Origin of the sequence: Abyssibius alkaniclasticus, assembly GCF_020447305.1 — a bacterium.
Taxonomy (GTDB): domain Bacteria; phylum Pseudomonadota; class Alphaproteobacteria; order Rhodobacterales; family Rhodobacteraceae; genus Abyssibius; species Abyssibius alkaniclasticus.
Genome location: NZ_CP095732.1, coordinates 1,947,773 through 1,972,867, shown reverse-complemented (window position 1 = coordinate 1,972,867; position 25,095 = coordinate 1,947,773). Strand labels below are relative to the sequence as shown.

The 25,095-nt window shown below is 60.9% G+C and carries 22 protein-coding genes and 1 tRNA gene; 10 read left to right on the top strand and 13 right to left on the bottom strand.

Translation table 11 applies throughout. The features are described from left to right. Positions 1 to 3: 3 nt before the first annotated feature. From urtC to LGT41_RS09830, 7 genes are all read left to right on the top strand, one after another. The gene (gene urtC, locus LGT41_RS09860; RefSeq protein ID WP_274126710.1) at positions 4 to 1,236 is read left to right on the top strand and encodes an urea ABC transporter permease subunit UrtC; all 1,233 of its coding nucleotides are present in this window, start codon (positions 4 to 6) and stop codon (positions 1,234 to 1,236) included. Beyond that, the gene (urtD, locus tag LGT41_RS09855) at positions 1,233 to 1,973 is read left to right on the top strand and encodes an urea ABC transporter ATP-binding protein UrtD (protein WP_274126709.1); all 741 of its coding nucleotides are present in this window, start codon (positions 1,233 to 1,235) and stop codon (positions 1,971 to 1,973) included. The genes urtC and urtD overlap by 4 nt, the downstream gene beginning before the upstream one ends. A gap of 1 nt (position 1,974) precedes the next feature. Continuing rightward, the gene (gene urtE / locus LGT41_RS09850) at positions 1,975 to 2,670 is read left to right on the top strand and encodes an urea ABC transporter ATP-binding subunit UrtE (protein ID WP_274126708.1); all 696 of its coding nucleotides are present in this window, start codon (positions 1,975 to 1,977) and stop codon (positions 2,668 to 2,670) included. 183 nt (positions 2,671 to 2,853) lie between these two features. Further along, positions 2,854 to 3,201 carry a TFIIB-type zinc ribbon-containing protein gene (locus tag LGT41_RS09845; protein WP_420720179.1) on the top strand — a complete coding sequence of 116 codons (348 nt, stop codon included), beginning with the start codon at positions 2,854 to 2,856 and terminating at the stop codon, positions 3,199 to 3,201. 35 nt (positions 3,202 to 3,236) lie between these two features. Beyond that, positions 3,237 to 4,124, top strand: coding sequence for a cation diffusion facilitator family transporter (locus LGT41_RS09840; protein ID WP_274126707.1), 888 nt, complete (start codon positions 3,237 to 3,239; stop codon positions 4,122 to 4,124). A gap of 13 nt (positions 4,125 to 4,137) precedes the next feature. Continuing rightward, complete coding sequence (locus LGT41_RS09835; protein WP_274126706.1) at positions 4,138 to 4,587, top strand: hypothetical protein; 450 nt, start codon at positions 4,138 to 4,140, stop codon at positions 4,585 to 4,587. Positions 4,588 to 4,777: 190 nt separating this feature from the next. Beyond that, positions 4,778 to 6,193 (top strand): alkaline phosphatase D family protein, encoded by a 1,416-nt coding sequence (locus tag LGT41_RS09830; protein WP_337993008.1) that lies wholly within the window; start codon positions 4,778 to 4,780, stop codon positions 6,191 to 6,193. Positions 6,194 to 6,208: 15 nt separating this feature from the next. Here LGT41_RS09830 and LGT41_RS09825 read toward each other — a convergent pair whose 3' ends face one another. From LGT41_RS09825 to LGT41_RS09795, 7 genes are all read right to left on the bottom strand, one after another. After that, positions 6,209 to 6,685, bottom strand: coding sequence for a copper chaperone PCu(A)C (locus tag LGT41_RS09825; protein WP_274126704.1), 477 nt, complete (start codon positions 6,683 to 6,685; stop codon positions 6,209 to 6,211). Positions 6,686 to 6,798: 113 nt separating this feature from the next. Further along, positions 6,799 to 7,890, bottom strand: coding sequence for a cytochrome c oxidase assembly protein (locus LGT41_RS09820; RefSeq protein WP_274126703.1), 1,092 nt, complete (start codon positions 7,888 to 7,890; stop codon positions 6,799 to 6,801). Positions 7,891 to 7,905: 15 nt separating this feature from the next. After that, a complete protein-coding gene (locus LGT41_RS09815; protein WP_274126702.1) occupies positions 7,906 to 8,895 on the bottom strand; it encodes a cytochrome c oxidase assembly protein in 990 nt (329 codons plus the stop codon). A 698-nt stretch (positions 8,896 to 9,593) separates the two neighbouring features. Then, complete coding sequence (locus LGT41_RS09810) at positions 9,594 to 10,568, bottom strand: ABC transporter ATP-binding protein (RefSeq protein WP_274126701.1); 975 nt, start codon at positions 10,566 to 10,568, stop codon at positions 9,594 to 9,596. Continuing rightward, a complete protein-coding gene (locus LGT41_RS09805; RefSeq protein WP_274129706.1) occupies positions 10,565 to 12,445 on the bottom strand; it encodes a dipeptide/oligopeptide/nickel ABC transporter permease/ATP-binding protein in 1,881 nt (626 codons plus the stop codon). Before LGT41_RS09805 ends, LGT41_RS09810 begins: the two co-directional genes overlap by 4 nt. Beyond that, positions 12,445 to 13,392 (bottom strand): ABC transporter permease, encoded by a 948-nt coding sequence (locus tag LGT41_RS09800; protein WP_274126700.1) that lies wholly within the window; start codon positions 13,390 to 13,392, stop codon positions 12,445 to 12,447. The genes LGT41_RS09805 and LGT41_RS09800 overlap by 1 nt, the downstream gene beginning before the upstream one ends. A gap of 56 nt (positions 13,393 to 13,448) precedes the next feature. Continuing rightward, complete coding sequence (locus tag LGT41_RS09795; protein ID WP_274126699.1) at positions 13,449 to 15,023, bottom strand: ABC transporter substrate-binding protein; 1,575 nt, start codon at positions 15,021 to 15,023, stop codon at positions 13,449 to 13,451. 95 nt (positions 15,024 to 15,118) lie between these two features. Between LGT41_RS09795 and LGT41_RS09790 the strand changes: the two genes are divergently transcribed. Then, positions 15,119 to 15,778: a DUF1028 domain-containing protein gene (locus LGT41_RS09790; RefSeq protein ID WP_274126698.1), complete on the top strand. Its 660-nt coding sequence runs from the start codon at positions 15,119 to 15,121 to the stop codon at positions 15,776 to 15,778. Positions 15,779 to 15,801: 23 nt separating this feature from the next. Here LGT41_RS09790 and LGT41_RS09785 read toward each other — a convergent pair whose 3' ends face one another. Further along, the gene (locus LGT41_RS09785; RefSeq protein WP_274126697.1) at positions 15,802 to 16,590 is read right to left on the bottom strand and encodes a FadR/GntR family transcriptional regulator; all 789 of its coding nucleotides are present in this window, start codon (positions 16,588 to 16,590) and stop codon (positions 15,802 to 15,804) included. A 69-nt stretch (positions 16,591 to 16,659) separates the two neighbouring features. Between LGT41_RS09785 and LGT41_RS09780 the strand changes: the two genes are divergently transcribed. After that, on the top strand, positions 16,660 to 17,895 hold the full coding sequence (locus LGT41_RS09780; RefSeq protein WP_274126696.1) for a M20 family metallo-hydrolase: 1,236 nt from the start codon (positions 16,660 to 16,662) through the stop codon (positions 17,893 to 17,895). A gap of 209 nt (positions 17,896 to 18,104) precedes the next feature. Here LGT41_RS09780 and LGT41_RS09775 read toward each other — a convergent pair. The 4 genes from LGT41_RS09775 to LGT41_RS09760 all read right to left on the bottom strand — a co-directional run bounded on the left by LGT41_RS09775 (position 18,105) and on the right by LGT41_RS09760 (position 23,035). Next, positions 18,105 to 18,194: transfer RNA gene (locus LGT41_RS09775), tRNA-Ser, on the bottom strand. Between the two features lie 194 nt (positions 18,195 to 18,388). After that, on the bottom strand, positions 18,389 to 20,791 hold the full coding sequence (locus LGT41_RS09770; protein WP_274126695.1) for a DUF3772 domain-containing protein: 2,403 nt from the start codon (positions 20,789 to 20,791) through the stop codon (positions 18,389 to 18,391). Next, positions 20,784 to 21,824, bottom strand: coding sequence for a cysteine synthase A (locus tag LGT41_RS09765; RefSeq protein ID WP_274126694.1), 1,041 nt, complete (start codon positions 21,822 to 21,824; stop codon positions 20,784 to 20,786). The genes LGT41_RS09770 and LGT41_RS09765 overlap by 8 nt, the downstream gene beginning before the upstream one ends. Positions 21,825 to 21,892: 68 nt before the next feature. Then, positions 21,893 to 23,035, bottom strand: a complete 1,143-nt coding sequence (locus LGT41_RS09760; protein ID WP_274126693.1) for an NUDIX domain-containing protein — start codon at positions 23,033 to 23,035, stop codon at positions 21,893 to 21,895. A gap of 108 nt (positions 23,036 to 23,143) precedes the next feature. Between LGT41_RS09760 and LGT41_RS09755 the strand changes: the two genes are divergently transcribed. Beyond that, positions 23,144 to 23,842 carry a DUF6134 family protein gene (locus LGT41_RS09755; protein ID WP_274126692.1) on the top strand — a complete coding sequence of 233 codons (699 nt, stop codon included), beginning with the start codon at positions 23,144 to 23,146 and terminating at the stop codon, positions 23,840 to 23,842. On the opposite strand, the gene LGT41_RS09750 is transcribed toward LGT41_RS09755, so the two are convergent. After that, on the bottom strand, positions 23,839 to 25,047 hold the full coding sequence (locus LGT41_RS09750) for an SAM-dependent methyltransferase (protein ID WP_274126691.1): 1,209 nt from the start codon (positions 25,045 to 25,047) through the stop codon (positions 23,839 to 23,841). The genes LGT41_RS09755 and LGT41_RS09750 overlap by 4 nt on opposite strands. Positions 25,048 to 25,095 lie beyond the last annotated feature (48 nt).

Genomic DNA, 25,095 nt, shown 5'->3' with positions numbered 1-25,095 from the left:
GCCATGCAGCGCAGCTTCTTTCTAAAATACCCCTCGGTTCTGGTGTTTCTGGCGCTGCTTGCGCTGTTCACCGTGCTGACAACACTTCTGTCCGAGGCCTATGGCATTGGAACCATCTCGACCGGCATGACCAAAACGCTCGGGAAAATTCTGGCCCTGTGCCTGCTGGCCATCGCGATGGACCTTGTCTGGGGCTATTGCGGCATCCTGTCATTGGGACATGCGGCATTTTTCGGGCTTGGCGGCTATATGGTCGGCATGTGGATCATGTATGAGCGCACGCGGGAAATTGTTGTCGCATCGCTGTCAAATTCGCTCATCCCGCCAACAGATCAGGAAATAAACGATGCGATCGGGGCGCAGATTTTCGGCGTTGTCGGCAGCAGCGAATTTCCCTGGATCTGGGCTGTGTCCAACAGCCTGCCGGCACAACTTGCCTTGGTATTGCTGGTGCCGGGGCTGCTGGCGCTGGCCTTTGGCTGGCTGGCATTTCGAAGCCGGATCAATGGCGTTTACTTGTCGATCCTCACGCAGGCCATGACTTTGGCGCTGGCGCTTTATCTGTTCCAGAACAATAGCGGTTTGCGCGGCAATAACGGCCTTTCCGGCCTTCAGAACATCCCCGGTATCGGGGCGGTTTCGCAAGACAGTCTGGCCGTCTGGTTCCTTTGGGCATCGGCGCTTGCGCTGGCGCTTGGCTATGGTTTCGCCGCCTGGCTGGTTTCGGGCAAATTCGGCAGTGTCATCCGCGGCATACGTGATGACGAGGCCCGCGTGCGGTTCCTCGGCTATGCGGTTGAAAGCTACAAACTGTTTGTTTTCGTGATCGCCGCGCTGATCGCCGGAATTGCCGGCGCGCTGTATTTTCCGCAAGCCGGCATCATCAACCCGGCGGAAATTGCCCCGATCGCGTCGATCTACCTGGCCGTATGGGTGGCAATCGGCGGTCGCGGGCGGCTTTACGGCGCGGTCATCGGGGCGGCCTTTGTCAGCCTTGTGTCAAGCTGGTTCACGGGCGGGCGCGTGCCCGACCTGAATTTGGGCTTTGCAAAGGTGGTTTGGGTGGACTGGTGGCTCGTGCTGCTCGGCCTGTCATTCGTTGCCGTCACCCTGCTGGCGCCCAAGGGCATCAGCGGCATTTTCGATGCCTTTGCCCACAGGCGCCACCCCGACAGGCATGGCGCACCACTCGGCCCCGAAACCGGCGCCCTGCAAGAACGCGAGGCACAGGAATGAGTTCGCTGCTTGAAGTTTCGGGCGTCAGCGTATCCTTCAACGGGTTTGCCGCCATCAACAACCTGACATTTCGCATTGGCCCGGCCGAAATGCGCGCGATCATCGGGCCGAACGGGGCGGGAAAGACCACGTTCATGGATATTGTCACCGGCAAGACCCGCCCGGATTCGGGCAAAATCCTGTGGGGTTCACCCCCCGTTTCGCTCAAGGGGATGAGCGAGGCAAAAATCGCGCAAGCCGGTATCGGGCGTAAATTCCAGCGGCCGACCGTGTTTGAGGACCAAAGCGTTTTTGACAATCTGCTGCTGGCGCTCAAAAACCGGCGCGGCCCGCTTTCCGTTCTGTTCTACAAGCCCACGGCCGCCCATGCAGAGGCCGTAAGAACCCTTGCGGCACAAATCGGATTGGAGGCGCATCTAAGCCGCAAATCGGGCGAGCTGTCGCACGGGCAAAAGCAATGGCTGGAGCTAGGCATGTTGCTTGCACAAGACCCCAAGCTGCTGCTGGTTGACGAGCCTGCCGCCGGAATGACCCCGCAAGAACGCGCAAAAACCACCGAAATACTGACCGAGGCGGCCAAAACCCGTGCCGTTGTTGTGGTCGAACATGACATGGATTTCGTGCGCCGGCTCAACTGCAAGGTGACCGTGCTGCACGAAGGCGCGGTGCTGGCAGAAGGCAGCCTTGACCATGTCACGAAAAACAAAGACGTCATCGACGTCTATCTGGGGCGCTAACATGTTGAAAATTGACCATCTCGATCTGCATTATGGCAGCTCGCAAATCCTATACGATATCAGTCTGGCCGCCGAAGCGGGGCAGGTAAGCTGCATCATGGGCACCAATGGCGTTGGCAAAACCAGCCTGCTCAAGGCTATTTCTGGGGCGCATCACAGGTCGGGCGGCAAGATTTCGCTCAACGGCGCGCCTGTCGGGCGCGCGCCATCCCATGCACTTGCCAAGCTGGGTATCGGCTATGTGCCGCAGGGGCGCGATATTTTCCCGCTGCTCACGGTCAGAGAGAATCTTGAAACCGGATTTGCCTGCCTTCCGCGCGCAGAGCATGTCATTCCCGATCATATCTACGAATTGTTTCCGGTGCTGAGCGAAATGCACAATCGGCGCGGCGGAGACCTTTCGGGCGGCCAGCAGCAGCAACTGGCCATAGCGCGCGCCCTGATCACGAAACCAAAACTGCTGCTGCTCGATGAACCAACCGAGGGCATCCAGCCCAATATCATCCAGCAAATCGGGCGGGTCATCGCGCATTTGCGCGATAGCGGCACGATGGCAATCATACTTGTGGAGCAGTTCATAGATTTTGCCTATGAAATTGGCGACCAGTTCATCGTGCTGCGCCAGGGCCGGGTGACAGTCGCGCAACCGCGCGCGCAATTCTCAAAAGACCAGCTTGTCGCTGCGGTGTCGATCTAGGCCAAACCCCGGCACCCGGCCGTGCAGGCCTTGCCTGCCAGACGGGTAGCAAATTTCCGCCATTTGCGGCAGAGGTGCCAAAAATTTTGTCAACGCCCTTGAATCTCTAGTTACTCGAGGTCTTATGTAGCGCAGGTCGGGGGTGAAATGCCCCTGTTCCACTGCGATAAAGGAGGCAGACAAATGGTTGATAACATGCGTGAATCCGGGCGCGGCCCGGAACAAGGCGGCAAGGGCAGAATGCGGTGCCCGGTCTGTGATGTCTCTCTGAGCATGGCCGACAGGCAGGGAATCGAGATCGACTTTTGCCCCGAATGCCGTGGTGTCTGGTTGGACCGTGGCGAGTTGGACAAGATCGTCGAGCGGAGCGCGGCAGATCTGGCACCGCAACCCAGCCGCGACACAGGCGGCTATGACGATGGCCGTGGCTATGGCAAGCACGGCAGCAAACATGGCGGCGGCTACAGCAAGCATGGCGGCGGTGGCCACGGCTATGGTCGCAAATCCTGGCTGCGCGAAATCTTTGATTGAGGCTGGAAATGGGTGCAGGGCATAATCAAACGGGCATGGGTGGCGGAACATCTGCCAGCCGTCACAAGGGCAGCCTGACCTGGGCGCTGGCGATGACCGGCACCTTTCTCATTGTCGAGGTCATCGGCGGGCTCTGGACAGGCAGCCTGGCGCTTCTGGCCGATGCCGCCCATATGGCAACCGATGTCGGCGGGCTGTTCATGGCGCTGGTTGCCGTGCGCTTTGCCGAACGCCCTGCCACGCCGCAAATGACCTATGGCTATGTGCGCACCGAGGTGCTTTCGGCGCTGCTCAACGCGGTGGTGCTGCTGGTGGTCACGGTTTTCGTGCTGCGCGAGGCGTATTTCCGCCTGTCCGCCCCGCCCGAAATTCTGAGCGGACCAATGCTGGTTGTGGCGGTGGTCGGTCTGCTGGTCAACCTGATCTCGATGCGAATGCTTCATGCCGGATCGCAGGAAAGCCTGAACCTCAAGGGCGCCTATTTCGAGGTGCTGGCCGATATGCTCGGCTCGGTCGGGGTGATCCTTGCCGCGCTGGTTGTGATGCTGACCGGCTGGACCATTGCCGACCCGATCATCGGCGCGGCCATCGGCTTGTTCATTGTGCCACGCACATGGATTTTGCTGAAGGGGGCGCTGCGCATTCTTCTGGAGGCCACGCCGGCGCATATCGATGTCGAAAAACTGCGCAGCCGGCTTGCCGCACTTCCCGGCGTGAGCGATGTGCATGACCTGCATGTCTGGACGCTGACCTCGGGACAGGAGGCGATGAGCGCGCATCTGGTGGTAAACGATCTAGCCAATTCAGGTGCCGTGCTGGCCGCAGCCCGCGACAGTTTGCATTCCGAGTTCGACCTGACCCACACAACACTGCAAATCGAAGACGCCAAGGCCGCCAAAGCCGAAGGCGAAACCCATAGGTAAGGATGAACCGGCAATGGGAAACCATCGCTTTGATCTGAACAAGCACCAGCGGCGTGGCGACCGGCCCCGCGACCCGCGCCGATTTGGCCACAATGCTGCCAGCAATGACGACCGCGAACGGCCGGAACGCTTGCGCATCCCGTTTGCGGCCATGCTGGGCGGTCTGCTGCTTTGGTCGCTTCTGGCGCTCGGTCTTTGGGCGTTGGTCGACCCGCTTTTGGCCTGGGCGGCCAACCTGGTGGGCCCGGCAAGCGATTTGGGCACCGGCCTTGCTGGCTGGTTTGGCCTTGGCGCAGAGGCCACGGCACTGCGTGATGCCGCCAATGTCGAGGGGCTGGCGGGTTGGGCCAGCGGGCTGATCCATTTTCTGGCCAAGGCAGCGATTGTTCTTGTCTGGAGCGCGGGTGCCATTGGCCTTTTCGCCCTTCCGGCCATATTGCGACGCAGGCGCGCGCTATGGTAGAGCCTGCTGGCCGGGCCTGGGGTGTGGCGGCCCCAGAATCCTTGGCGCAGCCGCTGCGAAATTGCGGCTTGGGGCCAGCGCGCAGCGTAAAATGCAAACCGGCTGCAACCCTTTCTTTTTTTGAACAAACACACCCGACGCTTGTGCCCGGGCATCCTGCCGAATCCTTATGAATACGCCGGGCGGGCCGATGATTGGGCCAATCCTTTTCCTCGACGATATTGCCGATGGCAGGATCAGGCTTTCGGCGCTGTTCATTGCGCAGGGTGGCCAGACACCGGCGCCCATCAAAACAATTGGCGGTGCCTACAAGCCGGTCGTTCTGGCCCGGTTTGACCGGGCGGTGATATGGCGCGCGCGCTTTGATCTGCCCGCCGACAGGGGCTGCGAATACCGCTGGAATGGCGATAGCTTTTTCCTGGCCGGTAACTTGCAGGGCGATATGCGCATCGCCTATGTCTCGTGCAACGGTGAAGAGGTCGGTGACCAGCAGCGCGATGGTGCCGAGCGCAACGCGATGTGGGCGCGCTTGTGCGATGCCCATCGGGCGGCGCCGTTTTCGCTTTTGCTGCATGGCGGCGACCAGGTCTATGCCGACGAGATCACCAAGGGCCATCCGCTAAGCGAGGGCTGGCCGTTGCATATCCCCGATGACCCTACGCGCGCCGCGCTCGATGATTTGCGCCACCATCTGCAACAGCGGCTGCTGGAGCGCTATGCGGCGCTGTATGCTGCGCCCGAATTTGCCTGGATCGCCGCGCGCGTGCCTTCGCTGATGCAATGGGATGATCACGATATCTGCGATGGCTGGGGCTCGTTGCGGCGTCGGCAGGCACATTCCGCAATTGGTCAGGCGCTGTTTTCCGCCGCGCGCGAAAGCTTTCTGATCTTTCAGCAGGCGGCGGTGGATGGCGATTTGCCCGCGCGCTTTCACGACCCGTCCGGCACCCATCTGGGCTGGCATATCCATGCGCCCGGTTTGCAGATTCTGGCACCTGACCTTCGGTCTGAACGCGACCGGCGCAGTATCATGGGCCCCGGTGGCTGGGCGATGATGGGTGAAGCCGCAAGGCACATGCCACAGGCCGGGCGCATGATGCTGATGTCCAGTGTTCCCCTGCTTGGCCCGCGCCTGTCTATTCTGGAGGCTCTGATGGTTCTGGTGCCGGCAATGCAGAAATATGAGGATGATCTGCGCGACCAGTGGCAAAGCCGCGCGCATCGTGCGCAATGGCGGCGGATGCTGCGGCTTTTGCGCGACATGGCACATGCGCAGGGCGACAATATCACCGTGCTGTCTGGCGAGATCCATCTGGCCACACGCGCTGTAATGGACCTTGGCGCCGGGCTGCGGATAGATCAGCTTGTCGCCTCGGGCATCGCCCACCGCGCACCCCCGAGGGCCTGGGCCAGACTTCTTGGCAGCCTGGCGCGACTTGGCGCCGCGCCATTGGCGCAACATCCCATCCGCATCAGGCGCCTGCCAGGCCAGACCGGGCGCTATGTGGCCGAACGCAACTACCTTTTGCTTGAAAGGCGTGCCACACGCTGGCGGGCCAGCTGGGAGCTTGAAACAAGCGGGCGCACTGCTGAACTTGCGCTTTAGCGCGTCATCACTGGCCTATTCCGTGACCAGCCCCGCTGTGTCGGTGGCACGTATGGACACAGCCACAAGCACATCTTCGCCCTCTTCAAATTTCAGTCGCAGCGAAAGTGTCTCACCCTCGACCAGTGGGAGTTCAAGGTCAATCAACATGACATGCAGGCCATCGGGCTGAAGCTGCACCGTAGCGCCCGGCGCCACTTTCAATTCCGGCACCGCACTCATGCGCGGCACGCCCTTGGTGTCGATATCGGTCTTGTGCAGCGTTTCAATCGAGGCAAAATCGGCACGCGCACCGATCAGCTCTATTGTCTTTGCACCGACATTCGTCAGGCTGAAATAGACACCCGCCGCACCGCCAATCTCGGAATTGGCGTGGGTCCAGGCATTTTCAATTCGCACATCGCCGGTTGGTGGCGGGGTCTGGGCAGATGCGGCCAGCGCAAAAAGCACAGCCAGGGCCGCCACACCAATTTCACGGGCTTTGGGTCTCATCGCGCTTGTCCTTTCATGCCGCATCGGCTTTGGCCAAAGACTACAAAGCTTTTGGGCGCAAAGCCACCCCGCGCGATCTGGCGGCTGAAAACCAGTGCAGGCCAGCCATGTGGTCAACCAATGGACAGGATAAAGACGGCGGTTCCAATAATCAGGCTGAACATTGCCAGAACGCCCAGCCCCAACAGCAATGCCAGCCGCTTGCGCGCCGCTGCCGCCTGTGCCGGGCTGCCTGCTTTGCCCGACCCGGCCATGTCATGGCCACGGTCCAGACGCTTGCCTTCTGTGCGGTTCCAGTCAAAAACAACGATCATGATCGCGATGATCAGCATCATACTGCCCGGCACCCACAAGATGAACCCACCGGCGGTTTCATCGCTGAGCGGCGCAATGCCAAAGAGCCGCCCTTCAATGTCATATGCGGTATAAAGCACCGTGGTCTTGAACACCGTAATCGCGCCCAAAAGGATATTTGACACGATTCCCGCGAACAGCAACGCAATGCGCAAAGAATGCGGCGGGGTCGTCGGCAGATCGCGCCGCCCGAAGATCATCGCAAAAAACAGCAGCCCGCCCGCCAGCATGGTCAGATGCATGGCCCAATGGATGAGCGGGTCTAGCAAGGCGGCATTGTGGATCGGCGGAATCTGCCAGACATAAAGCGACAGCAAGAACAGCACAAAAGCGGTCAGCGGGCCGGTCATCCAGTTGTAAAGGCCCGAAACCGCGCCATTGGCCAGCATCGGGGCAAGTAGCCAGCGGCGCAGCACCTCGGGCGTTCCGGCAATCAGCAGCCCTTGCGGGCGGGCCAGCACAACCAGCATCGGCCCGACCATGCGCAGCAACAAATGCTGAATCTGATGCGCCAGAAACAGGCGTTCTCCCATCGGGTCGATCGGGGATTGCAGCGACAGGAAAAGCGCCAGAATACCGCCCGCAAAAAGCACATGCCGGCTGGCAGAGGCGGGGGCGGCGACCGAACGCCGCCGCAGCGCACCGCGAATATAAATCACCAGGATCAGCAGGAGCGCACCGCTGATTTCCGGCGTCACGCTCCAGGCGCGAAAGGCATCTGCCGCCAGAAGGCCCTCGCCGCCATGCGCGCGCGCCGCAGTCGGGGCGGCAAGCCCCGCGACAAGGCCGAAACCTTTGGCCAGGCGGTTGCGCTGGCGCGACAGGGCGCAAAACACGGTGTTGGGTTGCATCGCGGTCTCCTGCTGTCAATAGACGTAAATGATTGTTGTGCCCGTGATCAGCACGGTGACGAACATCGTGGCCGAAACAAGCGCCAGCGTCCGGCCAAGGCGGCGGTTGGGCACGGCCACTTTCATCCGCAACTCCTGTGCGGTTTCCGGAAAGTCGAGCGCCACGGCATTTGAGCCGCTCCAACTGTGGCGCATGTTCCAGCGCCGCACCTCTGCGCGGTTCCAGCCGTTGAACACCACCATGATCGCAACGATAATTACAAAGGACGAGGGCACCCAGATTGTGTAGCCGCCGGTGGATTCATCAATCATCGGCGAAAAACCCCACAGCCGACCGGCGATATCATAGGCGGTATAGAGCAGGCTTTCCTTCATCGTGGTAAGCGAGCCAAGCAGGATATTGGACAGAATGACCCCGACCAGCGCCAGAATGCGCGCCCGGTGATTGGCATGTTCTGGCCCGTCGCGCCTATCAAGCGTGGCCACAAAGAAATTGAGACCGGCAAGCACCATGCAGATATGGGCAAAAAGCGCCAATGGCGGCATTGTGACAGCGGCATTATGCAGCGCCGGAACCTGCCAGACATAAAGCGATGCGATCAAAAGCACGAAGCTGACATCCAGCCGCCGCAGAATCCGCGCGGCACCGCGAACCGGACGATACCCCGAAACACGGCCAAGCCAGTGGCGCAATCCGCGCGGCAATCCGGCGCGCAATACCGGCCAGGGATGCGCAAGCGCAATCAGAAACGGCCCAAGCAGCCGGATGGCCAGATGTTGCAACTGATGCGCAAAGAAAAGCCTTTGCCCGGCACTGGCCAGAGGCCCGTCAAAGGCGAGAGCCAGCAGAACCACCGCCAGGGCAAAAAACCCATGCCTTACGGGGCCAACACGCTCGCCCGTCAGCCGGGGGCGGTTTGCACCGCGCAAATAAAGCCATGCAAGCCCGCCAAGCACAACAAGCGCAAGCGGCGAGACGAGCGGCCCGAATGGATCAAAACGCATCACATCCAACCTGACACCCCCACCCTGTAAATGGCCGCCCAAAGCGCGCGCGGTTGCGGATTGTCAAAGCTCATTGCACCAACACAGGTGCAATTGTTTGAACCGGCGGTCGCGCCCCGCGCAAATCCACTTGCTGCGCCATCAGAAAACCATTCATGCCCATGCCGGTCTGGCCCCTTTCTTGCAAACTGCACACCGCTTCCACGCCCCTCTGTAAAACCTCGAGCAACCAGAGCTTCAAGCAAAGTTTCCCGCCTGCGCCGGATTGTCGCGACGAAGGCCAGGGCCAGGCGCTCCGACCCACCGCGTTGCCAAAATGAATGCCGGCGCAAAACCTGGAACAAGGGTGCGCAAGTCCGGCTTCAGTTTCTGCTCGTCGCTCACGTCTGGAAATCACACTTTGTCATTTAGCTCGAAAGCGCATGAAAAGCCGACCAAGCAAGCAGGCCAGTTGCATCGTCTGCAACGCGGATGGTCCCCCAACAGGATCCGAACCCGAACGGCCTGCCGGAAGGTGGTTATGCGCCATGCGCCCCCGTGCGGTTTATCACGCAGTGCCGCGCCGAAACGGCCGCCCAAAGGCTGATCGGAAGCTGCAAACCCCGCTTTGCCCGACCGCGACGACCCGCGCAATCAATCGCAATGCGCGCCATGTCACTTGCGTTCGCTCACCCTGTCGGATTGCGTCGGCTGTTGTGTCAGCCAGTTCCGCCCCGTGATGGCAGCGGGTTGAAGCAGGCATAGGCTCTTTTGCTTTTATCATGTGTCAGAACGGGTTTCTCGCTTCGGCAACGGTCGGTTGCAAATGCACAGCGTTCCTGAAACGCGCATCCCGGTGGCGGTGAAAGCGGGTCTGGCAATTCGGTTGCGGCATTCTCGGGGGCTGCAATCGGTCTGCCAACCTCTGGCGCGCTTTGCGCAAGCAGTGCGGTATAGGGATGGCGCGGGTTTGCAAATATCTCACGCGCCGCGCCGATTTCCACGATCGCCCCGAAATACAGCACGGCGACACGGTCACTCACAGCTTCGACCACCGCCAGATCGTGGCTGATGAACAGATATGTCAGGCCAAACTCTTTTTTGAGATCGCCCAGCAGGTTCAGAACCTGTGCCTGCACAGAGACATCGAGCGCCGAAACCGGTTCATCCAGGATAAGAATGCGCGCCTGTGCGGCCAGGGCGCGCGCAATGCCGATGCGCTGTGCCTGCCCGCCGGAAAATTCGTGCGGGTAGCGGTCCAGGAAGTCTTCGCGCAAATTCACGGCTGCAAATATCTCTGCGATACGCGCGGCGCGCGCGGGTTTGGACAGCCTGTGCAGTTTGCGCAGGGGCACATCCATGATCTGCCGGATCGTCTTGCGCGGATTGAGGCTGCTGATCGGGTCCTGAAACACATATTGAATGCGTTTGCCAAAAATCGCCGGGTTTGCGTTGTCAAGCACCGCGCCTTCAATCTCGATCTGGCCGGTGGTTGCCGGTAAAAGCCCGACAAGCATTTTGGCGAGTGTGGATTTGCCACAGCCGGATTCCCCCACAATCCCCAGGGTTTCGCCGGTTTTCACGCTCAGATCCAACGGTTCGACCGCGTGGACCATTGCCCTGGGCGGCCCGAAAAGCCGTTTGCCCACGGGAAATGATTTGGACAATCCGGTGAGTTTGAGTGCGTCGCTCATACGCCGCGCTCCGATGACAGTTCGGGATACAGGCAACGGGTTTTTCGCGCTGGCCCGGTGGCGACAAGACCAACCTCACCGACACGGCAATCGGCTTGCGCCTTGTCGCATCGTGCGGCGAAGGCGCATCCGGCCGGCAGATTGTCAACGACAGGGGGCAGACCGGGAATCGCCGCCAGTTTGCGCTGCCCGCCGCCCAATGTCGGAACGCATTCGATCAGGCGGCTCGTATAGGGGTGCTGCGGCCTGCGCAAAACATCCTCGGTTGGCCCTTGTTCAACAATCCGGCCCGCATACATCACGGCAACGCGGTCGCACAACTGCCCGACGACACCAAAGTCATGGGTGATGAAAATGATCGCCAGCCCCCGCGCGCGCCTCAGATCGCTCAAAACCGCAAGAATCTGCGCTTGCACGGTTACATCAAGTGCCGTTGTGGGTTCATCGGCGATGATGACATCGGGGTCATTGGCCAGCGCCATCGCAATGCCAACCCGCTGGCGCATCCCGCCGGACATCTCATAGGGGTAGCTGTCGATCCGGCTTTGCGCATTGGGAATGCGCACGGATTTGAGCAGGTCAATCGCGCGGCCACGGGCATCGGCCCTTGAAACAGCCTCATGGGACTGGATGGCTTCGACCAGTTGATCGCCCACCTTGTAAAGCGGATGGAGCGTCGCCAGCGGGTCCTGGAAAATATAGGCCACGCGCCGCCCCCGCAGCGAACGCAGCTCCGCATAGGGGGCGCCGATGATGTCCTTGCCGTCAAAGTGAACGGCACCGCCCGTAATAACCCCCGGAGGCGAGGCAACAAGCCCCATGATGCTGAGTGCTGTCACGGATTTGCCCGAGCCGCTTTCCCCGATGATCCCCAGGCATTCGCCCTTCTCGACATGCAGATCAACGCCGCCCACGGCCTTGTAAAGCCGGTCACGCACGCGGAACTCGGTCCGCAGCCCAGCAATATCGAGCAGGCTGTCGGTTTGGGCGGCGGGCGCGGCCCCTTGCCTGTCAACCGAGGTTGCGGGCATCGGGCGGCTGAGTGCGCCGGATTTCAGCCGCGGGTCAAGCGCGTCGCGCACACCATCGCCAAGCAGGTTGATCCCCATCACGATTATCAGAATCATCGCGCCGGGCACGATGGATGTATGCGGGTTGGTGATCAGCGCCGAGCGCGCTTCGCCCAGCATCGAGCCCAGATCCGCCTGCGGTGGCTGCGAGCCGAGGCCAAGGAACGACAGGCCAGCCGTTTCAAGGATCATCCAGCCAACGGTGGTCGACATTGCAATGACGATGACCGGCAGCACGTTGGGCAGAACTTCGCCAAGGATGATTTCGCGGTCGCGCATTCCGGCCAGCCGGGCCGCATCGACAAATTCCTTATGCGCGATCCCCACCGTTACCCCGCGAATATTGCGCGCAAAGAACGGCACGTTGACCGCAGCCACCGCGATCAGCGCGTTCATAAGACCGGGCCCAAGCGCGGCAACAATGGCCAATGCCAAAAGGATATAGGGAAAGGCCATCAGCATATCGACGCCGCGCATGATGATGTTGTCGGCCCGGCCACCGTAATAGCCCGCAATAATCCCGATGGCAGAGCCGAGTGTGGCGGCGATGATTGCGGCGGCCAACCCCATTGCCAGGCTCAAGCGTGTTCCCCATAGCAGGCGGCTCAGAAGGTCGCGGCCCAGATGATCTGTGCCCAGAATGGCCCCTTCGCTGAACGGTGGTTTGAACCGGTTCGGCGTATCCGTAACATCGGGGTCGGCCAAAGGCAGCAGCGGCGTGATGAGCGCAAGAATGACGACCAGCCCGATAACGATGAGCCCCGCCAATGCCAGACGGTTGCGCGCGAGCAGTTTGAGAAACGCCATCATGTCTTGATCCTCGGATCAAGCAGCGCCTGGGCCACATCCACCATGATGTTGAACATCACATAGCAGGCCGCGATGAACACAACCCCGCCCTGCACCAGCAGAATGTCGCGCTTCAAGATTGCATCGACCAGCATCCGCCCGACGCCGGGCCATTGGAAAACCATTTCGATATAGACCGCGCCCGACAGAACAAACCCCGCCTGAATGCCCAGAATCGGAATGATCGACACCATCGCCGCCCGCAAGGCATGGCGCCAGATCACGCGGCGCTCGTGAACGCCCTTGGCGCGCGCCGTGCGGATAAAGTCCTGTCGCAAAACTTCCAGCATCGCCGAACGTGCCAGTCGCGCAATCACGCCCGTTGCGACCACGGCAAGCGCAAAGGCAGGCATTGCCAGGTGGTCTAACAAAACCAGAAAATTCCGGTCTCCGTAAATTGGCCACATGCCCGAAACGGGAAACCAGCGCAGTTTCACCGCAAAGATCAGGATCATCATCATGCCAAGAAAGAAAGACGGGATCGAAATGCCCAGAAGAACCACGAAGGTGATCGCCTTGTCGGCAAAGCCGTATTGCCGCGCGGCCGAAACAACGCCGGCAGCAATGCCCAGTATCGAACACAGCAGGAAGGCGGTTCCCGCAAGGATGAGCGTTGCGCCAAACCGATCAAGCACCTCGTCTATAACCGGCCGGTTCAGCGCAAAACTGCGCCCGAAATCGCCCTGCAGCATATTGCCGAGCCAGATGAAATACCGCGGCACCAGCCCTTGGTCCAGACCAAGGTCACGGTTCAGCTTTTCCACGTTTTCAGGCGTGGCATAAGACCCAAGGATCGCCGTTGCCGGATCGCCGGGGATCATCGCCATGATCAGAAACACGATCACGCTGATCCCGAGCAATACCGGAATGGCCGAAAGCAGGCGTTTGAGGATGTATCCGGCCATTTACCCGCCCTGTTCAGACTGCGCGGCCCCTGTCGCGCGGGGCCGCGCCGATTTCATCAGTTCTTGGTGACATCTTGCAAGAGCAGGAAGAACGAAGGCTGCAATGCAAACCCTTCAACACGATCGGATGTCACCGCATTCTGCTTCCAGTTTGCAACAAATACCCAGGGCGCGTCTTGCTGCACGATGACCTGCATCTCGCGGTAAAGGCGCGCGCGCTCTTCCTGGTCGGTCTCGACGCGGGCAGCATCGAGCAGCGCATCCACCTCCGGGTTGGAATAGTAGCCAGAGTTGAAGCCACCATTTTCGGGCCATGCTTCGGTGCGCAGGGCCAGGAAGGGCAATGTATCGGGATCATTGGTCATCCACGCCATTTCCGCCATGTCAGCCTTACCCTCAAGGCCAGGGTTTACATTGCCAAGAAACGTGTTCCACTCGTAGGTCTCAATCGTCACATTCAGGCCCACCGCCTCAAGATCGGCCTGAATCGCTGTGCCCATCGCGACAGGGTCAAGCATTCCCGACCCGCCCTCGGTCACATAGAATGTCAGCTCCGCGCCTTCAGCGCCTGCCTCGGCCAGCAGTTCGCGGGCGCGGTCAGGATCATAGGGATAGGGTTCCAGATCGGGGTTGTAAGCCCATGCAAATGCGGGTGGGGTTGGGCCGGCGGCCACTTCGGCCGTGCCCTCCAGAACATCATTTACAATCGCTTCCTTGTTGATCGCATAATTGGCTGCCTGGCGCACGCGAACATCGGCAAACGGCCCCTCCTTGGCGTTCAGGATCAGGAACCAGACATGCGGGCCCGCCTGTTCATAAACCGAATAGGCGTCGCCCTGAAATTCGCTCAGCGCCACGGGCGGCACCTCGACCATCAGGTCAATTCCGCCGGCCAGCATTTCCGCCGTGCGGGTATTGGCATCGGTGATCGGGCGAAAGACGACCGTTTCAAGCGCGGGCGCGCCGTCCCAGTAATCCGGGTTCGCTTCGACGACAACAGCCTCATTGCTGCGCCATTCGACAAATTTGAAGGCACCGGTGCCCGAAGGGTTACGCCCGAAATCCGCGCCATATTCCATAACCGCAGCCGGCGAAACGATCAGCCCCGTTGGATATGCAAGGTTCGACAGGAACGGCGCATAAGGCGCGTTCAGCGTGAAAGACACGGTGAGCGGGTCAATCACATCAACGCTTTGCACCGACGAAAAGAAAAATGCCAGCGGGAACGGGCCGGTGTCGCTATAGGGGTGCGACTCGTCCAGCATCCGGTCGAAGTTGAACTTCACCGCTTCGGCATCAAACGCGCTGCCATCATGGAAGGTTACGCCGTCGCGCAGTGTAAAGGTGTAAACGGTGCCATCTTCGGAAATGGTCCAGTCTGTTGCCAGCGAGGGTTCAACCTCCAGCGTGCCGTCCTTGTAGCGGACCAGACCGTCATACATGTTCATCAGAATGCGAAAATCGTTGACCGCCGTGACCGCCGCAGGGTCAAGCGCCTGAGGTTCGGCGATCTGGCCGACAATAAGCACGTTTTCCGGCGTTTGCGCCGCAGCACTGCCCACCGTCAGCGCCAATGCGGTGGCGGCCGTTGCTGCCAGCAACGCGCGACGGGGAAGGGTTAGCAAGGTCATGGGATATCCTCTCTGTTGACTGTATTTATCATGATTAATTGCATTTAGCCAAATTCTCATGATAAATACAAGATAATTGTGCTAGGGGTCGTGCCATGACGTTTTCCATTCTGACATTTGACCAAAAAACAGGCGTTTACGCCGGGGCGGCCGCCACGGGCAGCCTGTGTGTCGGAGGCTGGGTTCTGCGCGGAGACATCGAATCGGGCCTCTGCGCCTCGCAAGGAACGGCGCCCAGCACATTCTGGCGTGACGATGCCATGCGCCAATTATACGCCGGCAAGCGGGCCGCAGATGTGGTTTCGGCCCTGACACGGCCTGACAATGGCCGCGCGCATCGCCAACTTGCCGTTCTCGACATGTCGGGCGGAACAGCGGGGTATACAGGTGCGGCCAGCGTGCCTTATGCCGACCATATCGCCACCCCCAACCTGATCGTGGCCGGAAATATGATCAAATCGCGCAATGTGCTGGAGGCATTGATTGCCGGATATGAAACGAGCGCGGCAAGCCCGCCTGCCCGCCTCGTCTCGGCGCTTCAGGCAGCACAAGCAGCCGGGTCTGACGTGCGCGGGCTGCAATCTGCAGCCCTGCTCGTTCTCAGCCCGGATGCGCCGCCCATAGACCTGCGCATCGATGACAGCGCCACGCCGCTAAAGGATCTTGCGGCGCTTGCAAGAAAGGTCGGCGAGCCGCCCTATGCAAACTGGCTGCACGAAACCCCCGTTCAAACGGATCGTGAGCGCGCGCCATGAACAAAACGCCGTGCCGGAAGCGGCTATTCGGCCATGAATTCCCGCGTGATCCGCATTTCCTGCGCATTCATCATCCGTTCGGCACCTTCCATATGTGACAACATGGTTGCCCGGGCGCGCGCGCAGTCGCCCTGCTCCAGCGCATCGACCAACTCTATCTGGTGCTGACGCCCCCGCTCCCAAAGCTCTCTGTTCGGTTCAGCATAGAGTCGGCGATAAATTGTCAGGTCGGACAGGATTCGCGCCATGAAGGAAATCACAAAGCCCATCAGTTCATTCTCGGCGGCATCGGCCAGACGTGCATGAAAGATCAGCGATGAGATATGCTGCTGCTTTTCTTCTTCCGGCGTGCGCGCGGGTTCCGGATGCCGATGCGCCATGTCGCGCAATTCGGCCAAGGTTTTCGCGTCCAGATTGCCGGCAAGTCTGGCCACCATCGCCGGCTCCAGCAGCTTGCGCATCTCATAGATATCGGACAGCGACAAATCCTTGAAGTAGAAGTAGTTTCCAAGCAGAGACATTGCTCGGTCCTTGCTCACCTCGCCCACCGAACTGCCACCGCCCGGGCCGGTTTTTGTAACGATCAACCCCTGCGCTTCAAGAATCCGCATCGCCTCGCGAACCGTGCCCTTCGAAACACCGAATTGCGCAATCATCTCGGCTTCATTGGGCAGCTTGTCGCCCTTGCGCAAGTCGCGCTCGACAACCCAGCGCTTGATCTGGTCAGCCACCTGAACCGGACGCGACCTTTTTTGCGCGCGCGGCGCGTCGGTAACTTTCGGATTGTCCAGTCGGGCCAAATTTTGCTTCATCACATTTTTCTAGACGAGGGTTGAACTCTTGTGTAGCTAATAATTTATCATAATAAATTTGGAATGCATATGAACTTCGGCGTTATTGCCCAAACCCGCCTGTCTGAAATCGCCAAATGCTCGCAAACCGGCGGCGGCGTAACGCGCCTGCCGTTCACGCCAGAGCATAAGGCAGCCCTGAACCACATACGTGACTGGATGACCGCAGCAGGGCTGCACCCGCGCATGGACGCGGCATCAACCCTGATCGGCCGCCATGACGGGCCCGAAGGCAGCAAGACCTTGCTGATAGGCTCGCATCAGGATTCCGTTCCAAATGGCGGGCGCTATGATGGCATCATGGGGGTCGTCCTGGCCTGTCTGGCGCTTGAGAAACTGAAACGCGAAGGCGCAAAACCCGGCTGTTCAGTTGAAGTCCTCGCATTTGCCGATGAAGAAGGCGTGCGTTTTCCAACCGCCCTGCTTGGCCCGCGCGCGCTTGCCGGAACATATGAAAAATCCGCGCTGAGCCTTGAAGACAGCGAAGGCGTGGCACTTGGCGCGGCACTTGCCGGTTTCGGTGGCGATCCGGCGCGGCTTGACAATCTTGCACGCGCGCCGTCCGAGGTTCTGGGATATCTCGAAGCGCATATCGAACAAGGGCCAGTATTGGAGGGGCAAGACGCCGCGCTCGGGGTTGTCACCGGAATCTGCGGGATCGAGCGCAACAGCCTTCGCTTCGTCGGCGAAACCGGTCACGCGGGCACGGTGCCGATGGCAGATCGCCGTGACGCGCTTGTTGCGGCATCGCGTTTTGTCAGTGCCACTTCGGATCTGGCCAGGGAAACGCACAGCATCCGCGCCACTGTCGGCTCTCTACTGGTCCATCCCAACGCCGTAAATGCCATTCCCGACACAACGGCGTTTTCGCTCGAAATTCGCTCGGTTTCCGATGGTGAAAGGCAAAGTTTCGCCAGGCAAATGCGCGCGTTCGGCACACAAATAGCGCAAGATTCTGGCCTGACTTTCGAGATGACAAAGACCTACGAGCAACCGGCTGTCGCCTGTGACCCGGCCCTGTCCGATGCCCTGGCCAAGGCGGTTGAGCAAAGCGGGCAACGCCTTGTCAAACTGCCATCCGGGGCAACCCACGATGCCTCGGCCATGTCCGATCTCTGCCCGATCGCAATGCTGTTTGTCCGCTGCAAGAATGGCCTCAGCCACCATCCCGATGAATATGCCAGCGCCGCCGACATGGGCGCGGCCGTAAACGCGATAGCCGGGTTTCTGACCTCATCGCCAATAAGGACGCCACCAGAAATTTAGCTTCAGGCCGCAACATACAAGCCGCTGCCAAAAGCACCCCGCGTTCAGGCGCGTCGTGGCACCGTTCAACAACCGGCCTCTTCTCGCCTTGCGAAATGTCGAATTTCTACCGCTGCAAAGCTCAGCGCCAGCCCCACCCGCATACCCCCCGAAAACAACGGAAAAATCCAGCCGCAGCCGGATGGGGAGAAACGTTTCACAAAGGCAAGTGGCGGACAGACAGGGATTCGAACCCTGGAGACGGTTCCCCGCCTACACACTTTCCAGGCGTGCGCCTTCGACCACTCGGCCACCTGTCCGTGGGGCGGTGTGTAGCGCGAGTTGCGCGCGCTTTGCAAGGGGTTGGCTGCGCTATTTCGCATCCCGGTGCGGGCAATGCGTTTGCGCAGGTCGGTGCGCCGGTCCGGTCGCGGGGATTTGTCGCCAGAACCTGAACGCCATACGGGGCCGGCGCGTGTTGCGGTCAGACATTCCGGGCAAGGCGCGCCGCGGCTCAGGGTTCCAGCTCGGTGCGCGGGCCGCTTTCGGGTTTGGGGGGGTGAATTGCATCACGCAGCGCGTTGCTGATGCCCTTGAGGTCGCGGAAATTGATATCGCGCTGCGCGAAGGGAATTTCGATCCCCTCTTCCTTGAAGCGGCGCACGATTTCGAAATTCATGTCCGACTGCGCGCTGAGCATCCAGTTCACATCGCGCAGAAACGCCCGCAGCTCGAAATCCATCGAATCGGCGCCAAACCCCATGAAAACCACGCTCGGGCCGGGGTTTTTCAGCGCCATCGGGTGGTTTTCGGCAATTTCCATCAACACACGCTCTACCAGGCGCGGGTCCGAGCCATAGGCCACGCCCACCGGCACCTTTACCCTTCCCACAAGGTTGGAATGCGTCCAGTTCAGCACGGTGCCGGCGATCAGGTCGGAATTGGGCAGGATGACCGCCCCCCGATCGAAGGTTTCAATCAGGGTCGAGCGCACGCGAATGCCGCGCACATAGCCCGCAAAGCCCGAAACCTCGATCCAGTCGCCTTCCTTGATGGGCCGCTCGATCAGCAGGATAATGCCCGAAACGAAATTCGACACGATATTCTGCAACCCAAAACCAATGCCGACCGAAAGCGCACCGGCCACGATTGCCAGGCTCGACAGGTTCAGCCCGGTGGCTGAAATCGCGGCCAGCGCGGCCAGCGTATAGCCGACATAGCCCACCCCCGACAGCATGGCATTGCGCCCGCCCGCATCCATGCGTGTGCGCGGCAACACCGCCGTGCGCAGCATTTTTTGCAGCAGGCGGGTAATGAAAAACCCGATCAGGAAGACGATGACCAGCACCGCAAGGTCGCGCAGGCTGAACCGTGCGCCACCGATGGACACGCCATCATTCGCCCAGACCCACAGCTCGGTCAGGTCGCTCACGCGCGCGCCCCAGATCAGCGCGAAGAACGGCATGGCGACAAGCGCGAAAAGCAGGCCGATCAGCACCGGTAAAATCCGCTGTTCCGAGGTCAGGTCAAGCTGTTCGGGGTCATCGCTTGCCAGCAGACTGCCCAGAATATCATTGACCAGCACAACCAGGACATAGACCATGCCAAACAGTGCAAGTGTCTGAATTGTCGGGTAAAACAGGAAGCGCGCAAAGGCAAAATAGCCGATTGCCGCCATCAGCGGGGCGACAAGCCCAACCACCAGAACCAGCCGGCGCAGAAAGGCCAGAAAACTGCGCCCAACGCTTTCGGTCTGCGCGTTTTCCGCATCCAGCACCAAATGCAGGCTGCGCGCCAGCCGCCATAGCAGAACCGCGCCAATGCCGATCAGCACAAGGCTAAGCACAGCGGCGGTTTCGCTGCTGAACTGGCCGCGCTGCACGGCGGCGTCGGTCACAATCCGCAAGGCCCAGATCAGCGCCAGGCCTTGCACGATCTGGCTGGCATGGCGGGCCTGATGGTCGCTGAGCGGCACGAGCCGCACTTGCGACAAGCGCGGCGAAAACAGGCTATGCGCCAGCCAGTTGCCGCCGATCATCACCGCGGCCATTGCCGGCAGCACGCGCAAAATCGCCTGCCCGTTCAGCCCCAGAATTGCGGCGGTTTTCAGCGCCCAGATCAGCGCCCAGGCGCCAAGCGCGGGCAGCGCCAGCCGCCCCAGATTCAGCGCCGCCACCCATAGCACACGTTCGCGCAGGGCCGTGCGCTGGGTCAGCCCGGCCTCGATCCGCCCAAGTGCTGCACGCCGGATGCTGACCAAAATCACCAGCCCGGCAAGCAGCGCCATGACCACGACCGGCAATTGGCGCACCATATAGCTGCGCCGCACGGGGTTTTTCAGCGCATTGCCGATTTCGGTGGTAATCCGCGCCACAAACCCTTGCGTTTCCATATAGGCTTTGGGCCAATGCTGCGGGTTTATGGCCGCCGGGCCAAGCGCGACAAGCTCACTGGCCAGGCGCGCGCGGATCAGCGCATCAATCTCGCCAATCAGCGTATCGGCGCGGCGATAGGCGTCTTGCGCGGCCAGCATCGGCACGGTGATTTGCGTCACCTGCCGGACCAGGTCACGCCGCCGGGCGGAAATTTCCTCGGCCTCGGCAATCCCGTCGGTTGGCGGTGGCCCAAGGGCCTCCAGCTGTGCGGACAGGGTTTTGCCGCGGTCGGTATTCGCTTCCTGAAAGGCCAGCGCCGCTGCGCGTTGTGCTGCCAGATCGGCGCGCAGCGTTTCCAGCGACGCGGTCGAAGCCGCGCCCTGCACCAGCACATCTTCGGCGCGGGTTGCGGTCTGGTTCCAGGCGGCAATCTGGTCTTGCGCGCTAACTTCGGCGGGCGCCGGTTGCTGGGCCGCCCCGGGCGCAGCCCCGGCCAGCGCCAGCAGTAGCGCCGCGGCAAGGCTGCGCCAGCGGCTATTCATCGGCAAATACATCCGGCAGGTCAGCGCCCGTCGCCGCAAGCCAGGCCGGCACCGGCAGGTTCTTTTCACGCAGAAACGCCGGGTTGAACAGTTTGGACTGATAGCGCGTGCCATAATCGCACAGCATGGTCACAATCACATGGCCCGGCCCCAAATCGCGCGCCATGCGCATGGCCCCCGCAATGTTGATGCCCGACGAGCCGCCAAGGCACAGGCCTTCCTCGGCCAACAGATCAAACACGACCGGCAAGGCTTCGCCATCAGGAATGCGATAGCCCATATCAACCTTCAGCCCTTCCAGATTGGCGGTAATGCGCCCCTGCCCGATGCCTTCGGTAATCGAGCCGCCCTCGGCCTTCAGCTCGCCTTCAATATAATGCCCATACATCGCACTGCCGCCCGGGTCGGCCAGCCCGATTTTCACCTGCGGTTTGATGGCGCGCAGCCCGGCAGCCACACCCGCCAAGGTGCCGCCCGAGCCGATGGAGCATATAAACCCGTCCACCCCGCCCTGAGTCTGCTCCAGAATTTCCGGCGCGGTCGTGTCGATATGCGCCTGACGGTTGGCGACATTGTCAAACTGGTTGGCCCAGATCGCGCCATTCGGGTCGGTCTTGGCCAGTTCCGCCGCCAAACGCCCCGAGTAACGCACATAGTTATTGGGGTTTTTGTATGGTTTTGCAGGCACTTGCACCAGTTGCGCACCGGCAAGGCGGATCATGTCCTTCTTTTCCTGACTTTGGGTTTCAGGAATGACGATGACGGTCTTGAACCCCATCGAGGCGCCCACCAGCGCCAGCCCGATGCCGGTATTGCCCGCCGTGCCTTCAACAATCGTGCCACCGGGGCGCAATTCGCCCGAGGCGATTGCAGCGCGGATGATGCTCAGCGCCGCGCGGTCCTTGACCGATTGGCCGGGATTCATGAATTCGGCCTTGCCCAGAATCGTGCAGCCGGTTTCCTCGGAAGCCCGGCGCAGCTTGATCAGCGGCGTATTTCCAATGGCCGCGGCCAGATCGCTGTAAACCTGCATGTCAGTCCCTTTCATCCGTGCTTTGCGCGGCGCGCTTGGCCCACCAATACGGTGTTGCTAGCCCAGCTTCAAGCAACACTACCTTGTTCACCGGCCCAGAGCCTGCGCAGCCGCGCGCGGTTCGCCGCCAGCCATTGCAGGCTTAACAGCAGCGGCGCGTTATTCGCCTCGCCGCTGGCAATGGTGGCATGGGCTGCCTCAAACGGCACCACAAGCGCGCGAATATCCTCCTGCTCGGCCTCCAACCCGAAATAGCCGCCCGCCTTGCCCAGATCGACCTGCGCCACGAAGCCGGTAATATATTCCGCCACCGCACCGGGCGATGTGTAATAGCCAAACATCCGCTCCATTTCACCAAGAACAAGCCCCGCCTCCTCAACCGCCTCGCGCCGGGCGGTTGCCTCGGGGCTTTCATCGGCATCCATACGCCCGGCAATCGCCTCAAGGCACCAGGGGTTCGGGTCTTGCCGCGCAAAGGGGCCGGGGCGGAATTGTTCGACCAGCAGCACAGAATCGCGCACCGCATCATAGGGCAGCACGGTAACGGCATCGCCGCTGGCAAACACCGCGCGGCGCAGCGGCCCGCTCATCTCGCCGTTGAATTTGCGCAATCGAAGCTCGAATTCCTCCATTGCGAAATACCCCAGATAGGGGCGCTGCATGGCGATGGTTTCCACCTCGTCCTTATGGGTTTTGCGCAAAACCGCTGGCGCATTCGTGGCCCGCCCGGCAATGCGCGCCAGCGCGCGCACGCGCATTCCCGCCCAGAACGGCTCCAGCCTGTCAGCCGGAATCCGCCCATATTGCGCCATGAACTCGGCCCCCGCCTCCAGAAACAGCGGCTTCTGGCGCTGGCCCCAATGGGCAAAATCCCATTCGCCATCGGTTGCAAACAGGCCGGGCGGGCAGAAATAAACCTGCGCCTGCACCACCCGCGCACCGGCGCGCACGGCAAGGCTGCGCAGCTCATAGCCAAAGCCAAGCTCGAAATAATTCAGCCGTTCAACAGCTTCATCACTCAGGTTTTCTGCCAATAAACCATGCGCTTGCGCGCCGATCTTCGCGTGAATTATCGGAAAGGTCTCGCCCGCGACCGCCATTGCCACATGGTCATCCAGCACGGCCGGCGTCAGCGTGGCGCGTTCCGGGCCCAAAACCATTGCCAGCACATCGGCATCGCGCAATGTGCCGTAAAAAAACAGGTTCCGCACGAAATGTTACCCTTCATGTCAGCGCAAGCCGCCCGGTTTGATCTGGCGGCGAATTGCATTATATATCGCCCATAGGCGCTGGCCGGATTGTGGCAGAGCGCAGAATAAATGGGTAGTGCAATGGTGTTTTCGCGGCGTGATTTTCTGAAAACCGGCGGGGCGGCTGGCGCGCTTGCCCTGAGCAGCCCGACCGCGATCTGGGCGGCCGCCAGCGCGCGGCGCGATTTCGTGATCAAGATCGGGCGTCGCGAAATTGGGGCCAGCACGGTCAGCCTGCGCCGGCAGGGCAGCAGCATCGTCGCCGATGTCAGCGCCAATCTCGATATTTCCATCCTTGGCCTGCTCAATTTCAGCTATGATTTGCAGGCGCGCGAAACCTGGCAGGGTGGCCGTTTGCAGAACCTCGAAGCCACCACCAATAACGATGGCAGTGCAGAATTCGCCAATGCCAGCGCCACAAATGGCGGTGTGCAGGTGAACGGCTCGCGCTATTCGGGGCTTGTGCCGGGCAACCCCGCGACCTCCAGCTTTTTTGCGGCCGATTTTCTCACCCGCCCGGTGTGGATTTCCACGCAAGATGGCCGGCCTTTGAACATCCGCGCCGGCAATGCCGGCCCGATGACGCTTGAAACCGCCGCCGGCCCCACCAATGTCACCCGTTACACCGTGCGCGGCGATATGGAGATAGACCTGTTTTATACCGAGCGCGGCGAATGGGTCGGCAGCCAGCGCAGCCTTGCCGGCCAGCGCGTCAGCTTTCTGGCGCGTCCGGGTGCAGGGTCGTTGATGTCGGTCTGGCTGGGCTAGGCCCGCTGATAGGTGTTCTGCACCACGCCAATCTGCCGCCCCGCAAAGCCCGCGGCACATGAGGCAAGGTAGAAATTCCACATCCGGCGGAACCGCTCGTCAAAGCCAAGCTGGCGGATGCCCTCCCATTTGGCGTTGAACTCGGCCATCCATAGCCGCAATGTGCGCGAATAGCTTGGTGCAAAGTCAAAGCTTTTCACCGCCTGCAACCCTGCCTGCGCGGTTTGCTGCGCCAGCGCGTGCGGCGAGGGGAGCATCCCGCCGGGGAAGATGTATTTCTGAATGAAATCAACATGTTTGCGGTAATGGTCAAACAGATCATCGCGGATGGTGATAATTTGCAGCGCCGCGCGCGCGCCGTGTTTGAGCCGCTCTTTCACGGTGTCGAAATAGGCGGGCCAATAGGGTTCGCCCACGGCCTCGAACATTTCGATCGAGGCAATGCCATCATATTGCCCGCGCGCATCGCGATAGTCGCGCAACACAATCTCCACCCGGTCATTCAGCCCCAGTCGCTGCATTCGCGCGGCGGCAAAATCATGCTGGGCGCGCGAAATCGTCAGCCCTGTCACCTTCGCGCCACGCTCGCGCGCCGCATATTCCGCAAAGCCGCCCCAGCCGCAGCCAATTTCCAGCAAGTTATCGCCCTGGCGCAGATTCAGCCCGTCGCAAATGGCGGCATATTTGGCGCGCTGCGCATCGGCAAGGCTGTCTTGCGGCGTGGCGAACAGCGCGCTGGAATAGGTCATGCTCTCATCCAGCCACTGGCTGTAAAATTCATTCCCCAAATCATAGTGATGCGCGATATTGCGCTGCGCCTGGCTGCGCGAATTGCCGCGCAGCCAGTGGCGCAACCGCTCATAGCTGCGCACCAGCCCCACGCCGCGCATCTGGCCGGCAAAAGCCTCGTTGCTGGGCATCAGCACATCGAGCAGGCGCAGCAGATCCGGGCTGTCCCAGTCGCCATCCATATAGCTTTCTGACACGCCCAATTGCCCGTCGCGCGCGATGCGCGCAAACATCGAACCACGGCGCACGATGATCTCGCCCATATCGCCCGCTGCCTGGCCTTCGGCACGAAACACGCGGCCATCGGGCAGGGTAAAGCGCACCGCGCCCTGTTTCAGCCCGCCCAGCATGGCGAACATGGTTGCAAAATAGCGCGGCAGGTTGCGCTGCCCCTGGGTTGTGGTGATCTCGTTCATATCCGCCCCCTGATTTGGGGCGAGTGTAAGCACTGAAACCGGTTTCTG

Bases quoted from the DNA above. Each gene is read 5' to 3' on its own strand.
- LGT41_RS09835 (WP_274126706.1), top strand. From the start codon at position 4,138: ATGGGAAACCATCGCTTTGATCTGAACAAGCACCAGCGGCGTGGCGAC.
- LGT41_RS09785 (WP_274126697.1), bottom strand. From the start codon at position 16,590: ATGAAGCAAAATTTGGCCCGACTGGACAATCCGAAAGTTACCGACGCG.
- LGT41_RS09755 (WP_274126692.1), top strand. From the start codon at position 23,144: ATGGGTAGTGCAATGGTGTTTTCGCGGCGTGATTTTCTGAAAACCGGC.
- urtD (WP_274126709.1), top strand. From the start codon at position 1,233: ATGAGTTCGCTGCTTGAAGTTTCGGGCGTCAGCGTATCCTTCAACGGG.
- LGT41_RS09795 (WP_274126699.1), bottom strand. From the start codon at position 15,023: ATGACCTTGCTAACCCTTCCCCGTCGCGCGTTGCTGGCAGCAACGGCC.
- LGT41_RS09790 (WP_274126698.1), top strand. From the start codon at position 15,119: ATGACGTTTTCCATTCTGACATTTGACCAAAAAACAGGCGTTTACGCC.
- LGT41_RS09765 (WP_274126694.1), bottom strand. From the start codon at position 21,824: ATGCAGGTTTACAGCGATCTGGCCGCGGCCATTGGAAATACGCCGCTG.
- LGT41_RS09825 (WP_274126704.1), bottom strand. From the start codon at position 6,685: ATGAGACCCAAAGCCCGTGAAATTGGTGTGGCGGCCCTGGCTGTGCTT.
- LGT41_RS09845 (WP_420720179.1), top strand. From the start codon at position 2,854: ATGGTTGATAACATGCGTGAATCCGGGCGCGGCCCGGAACAAGGCGGC.
- LGT41_RS09815 (WP_274126702.1), bottom strand. From the start codon at position 8,895: ATGCGTTTTGATCCATTCGGGCCGCTCGTCTCGCCGCTTGCGCTTGTT.
- LGT41_RS09750 (WP_274126691.1), bottom strand. From the start codon at position 25,047: ATGAACGAGATCACCACAACCCAGGGGCAGCGCAACCTGCCGCGCTAT.
- LGT41_RS09805 (WP_274129706.1), bottom strand. From the start codon at position 12,445: ATGGCGTTTCTCAAACTGCTCGCGCGCAACCGTCTGGCATTGGCGGGG.
- LGT41_RS09780 (WP_274126696.1), top strand. From the start codon at position 16,660: ATGAACTTCGGCGTTATTGCCCAAACCCGCCTGTCTGAAATCGCCAAA.
- urtC (WP_274126710.1), top strand. From the start codon at position 4: ATGCAGCGCAGCTTCTTTCTAAAATACCCCTCGGTTCTGGTGTTTCTG.
- LGT41_RS09820 (WP_274126703.1), bottom strand. From the start codon at position 7,890: ATGCAACCCAACACCGTGTTTTGCGCCCTGTCGCGCCAGCGCAACCGC.
- LGT41_RS09770 (WP_274126695.1), bottom strand. From the start codon at position 20,791: ATGAATAGCCGCTGGCGCAGCCTTGCCGCGGCGCTACTGCTGGCGCTG.
- urtE (WP_274126708.1), top strand. From the start codon at position 1,975: ATGTTGAAAATTGACCATCTCGATCTGCATTATGGCAGCTCGCAAATC.
- LGT41_RS09830 (WP_337993008.1), top strand. From the start codon at position 4,778: ATGATTGGGCCAATCCTTTTCCTCGACGATATTGCCGATGGCAGGATC.
- LGT41_RS09810 (WP_274126701.1), bottom strand. From the start codon at position 10,568: ATGAGCGACGCACTCAAACTCACCGGATTGTCCAAATCATTTCCCGTG.
- LGT41_RS09800 (WP_274126700.1), bottom strand. From the start codon at position 13,392: ATGGCCGGATACATCCTCAAACGCCTGCTTTCGGCCATTCCGGTATTG.
- LGT41_RS09840 (WP_274126707.1), top strand. From the start codon at position 3,237: ATGGGTGGCGGAACATCTGCCAGCCGTCACAAGGGCAGCCTGACCTGG.